3 protein-coding genes are annotated in these 2,697 nt (G+C 72.4%); all 3 read left to right on the top strand.

Annotated elements, in window-relative coordinates; all coding sequences use genetic code 11:
• The first annotated feature begins 109 nt into the window (after positions 1 to 109).
• Positions 110 to 1,387 (top strand): thymidine phosphorylase, encoded by a 1,278-nt coding sequence (locus IH13_RS0111905; RefSeq protein WP_031083636.1) that lies wholly within the window; start codon positions 110 to 112, stop codon positions 1,385 to 1,387.
• Between the two features lie 98 nt (positions 1,388 to 1,485).
• Positions 1,486 to 2,076, top strand: a complete 591-nt coding sequence (locus tag IH13_RS0111900) for a Uma2 family endonuclease (protein ID WP_031083635.1) — start codon at positions 1,486 to 1,488, stop codon at positions 2,074 to 2,076.
• Positions 2,077 to 2,131: 55 nt separating this feature from the next.
• Complete coding sequence (locus tag IH13_RS0111895; RefSeq protein ID WP_031083634.1) at positions 2,132 to 2,443, top strand: STAS domain-containing protein; 312 nt, start codon at positions 2,132 to 2,134, stop codon at positions 2,441 to 2,443.
• The last annotated feature ends 254 nt before the right edge of the window (positions 2,444 to 2,697 follow it).

Genomic DNA, 2,697 nt, shown 5'->3' with positions numbered 1-2,697 from the left:
CGGCCGCCGGGTGCGCTCCCCGTGGAGCCACCCGGTGACCCCTCTCTCTATGCGCGTAGAGTCTGTCGGGACTCTTGCGTACGCATCCGGCCGGAAGGACTCCCAGGACATGGACGCCATCTCCGTCATCCGCACCAAGCGGGACCGGGGCGAACTCAGCCCCGAGCAGATCGACTGGGTGATCGACGCCTACACCCGCGGCGAGGTCGCCGACGAGCAGATGTCCGCGCTGGCCATGGCGATCCTGCTGAACGGCATGAACCGCACCGAGATCGCCCGCTGGACCGCCGCGATGATCGCCTCCGGCGAGCGGATGAGCTTCGGCGCGCTGTCCCGCCCCACCACCGACAAGCACTCCACCGGTGGCGTCGGCGACAAGATCACCCTGCCGCTCGCCCCGCTGGTCGCCGCCTGCGGCGCCGCCGTACCGCAGCTCAGCGGCCGGGGCCTCGGCCACACCGGCGGCACCCTCGACAAGCTGGAGTCCATCCCCGGCTGGCGTGCCCTGCTGTCCAACGCCGAGATGCTGGACGTCCTGGACACCACCGGCGCCGTCATCTGCGCGGCGGGCGACGGGCTCGCCCCGGCGGACAAGAAGCTCTACGCGCTCCGCGACGTCACCGGGACCGTCGAGGCGATCCCGCTCATCGCCAGCTCGATCATGTCCAAGAAGATCGCCGAGGGCACCGGCGCGCTCGTCCTGGACGTCAAGGTCGGCTCCGGCGCCTTCATGAAGACCATCGAGGACGCCCGCGAACTGGCCTCCACCATGGTCGCGCTCGGTACCGACAGCGGCGTCCGGACCGTCGCGCTGCTCACCGACATGTCCACCCCGCTCGGCCTGACCGCCGGCAACGCCCTCGAGGTGCGCGAGTCCGTCGAGGTGCTCGCCGGTGGCGGCCCGAAGGACGTGACCGACCTGACCCTGGCGCTCGCCCGCGAGATGCTGGACGCCGCCGGACTCAAGGACGCCGACCCGGAGAAGGCCCTCGCCGACGGCTCCGCCATGGACGTGTGGCGCCGCATGATCTCCGCCCAGGGCGGGGACCCGGACGCCCCGCTCCCCGTGGCCCGCGAGCAGCACGTGGTCACCGCCCCCTCCTCCGGGGTGCTGACCCGCATGGACGCCTACGGCGTCGGCGTCGCCGCCTGGCGCCTGGGCGCGGGCCGCGCCCGCAAGGAGGACCCGGTGCAGGCGGGCGCGGGCGTCGAACTGCACGCCAAGCCGGGCGACACCGTGACCGAGGGCCAGCCACTGCTGACCCTGCACACGGACACCCCCGAGAAGTTCGAGTACGCCCTGAAGGCCCTGCCCGGCGCGTACGACATCGCCCCGGCGGGCACGCCCTTCACCGCCACGCCGGTGGTGCGGGAACGTATCGCCTGACCTGCGGTTTCTCCTTTCGGGTGAACGGGACCGGTGGACCTGCACCGGTCCCGTTCGGCATGCTGGACTCGGTGACGCACCGATAAGAGGAGACCGCCATGAGCGCACTCACCGTCGATCCCGTGCCGGGCTACGGCCAGGACTGGGACGACCTCGTCCGGATCTGGGAGGAGACGGACGCACCCGAGGGCTGCAAGGTGGAGATCATCGAGGGGATCGTCACCGTGTCGCCACCGCCGTCCAAGGACCACAACAGCACCGCGGAATTGCTCCAGCGCAGGCTGTACACCGTCATCCCGGAGGACTGGGGGATCTACCAGACCCTCGGTGTCTCCGTGCCGGGGCGGGCCGGGCTCTACATTCCCGATCTCGTCGTCCTGCCGCGCGCGGTGGCGTCCGGACCCGGGAACCGCGTACCGGCCCAAGAGGTCCGGCTGGTCGTCGAGATCACCTCACCGGCCAACGCCAACCACGACCGCATCGGCAAGGCTCACGGCTACGCGAAGGCGGGGATCGAGCTCTTCCTGCTCCTCGACCCATGGCACACCGGGCGCCCGACAGCCACCTTGTACGGAGAGCCGAGCGACGGTACCTACCGGGTGCTGGAGGCGGTGGAGTACGGCGAGACGCTGACGCTGCCGAAGCCGTTCGGGCTGGATCTGGACACGGAGGACTTCCCGGCCGGCTGAGGTGGAAGCGGGCGCGTGGCGATGACTTCGCGGGACGTCGCCGGTCTCCCTCTCCGTGGATGCCCAGACCCCGATCACGTTCGTCGTCACCGGCCGGGTCACCCGCGCCGACGTGCCCGCCCTCTGCGCGGAACTCGAAGCGCTGCTGACCCGCTCCCCGGCCGCCGTGGTGGACTGCGACGTACACGGCGTACCGGGCGCGGATCTGACCCTGGTCGAGGCGGTCGCCCGGCTCGCCCTGGTCGCGCGCCGGGCCGGGGCCCGCTTGCGGCTGCGCCACGCCCCCGGTGAACTCCGCTCCCTGCTCGGCCTGGTGGGCCTGGCCGAGGTGGTGGGTCCCGGCGGTACGGACCCGGACCCGCCCTGACACCGGTCAGTGGGACACGGTGGCAGCGCAGAAGCGCCCCGCCGCTCGCACGTCCGGCGAACTGTTCCCCCCGTCCGGCGCCGGCGCCGTACCCGACGCGGGGGACGGCTCCACCACCGCCGTGTCGCATCCGCCCTCCGGCTGCGGTCCGGGAGCGGGGGTGCCGGCTGCCGGGTCACCGGAGACCGGTTCCCAGGCAGGGGTGGACGTCCGGCCGTCGGTCGCCGCCGGCTCGCCCATCCACTGCGTGGCGC

This window comes from Streptomyces sp. NRRL WC-3549, assembly GCF_000721935.1.
Classification (GTDB): Bacteria; Actinomycetota; Actinomycetes; order Streptomycetales; family Streptomycetaceae; genus Streptomyces.
The sequence above is the reverse complement of the archived record's forward strand: the minus strand, read 5'-3'. Positions and strand labels throughout refer to the sequence as shown.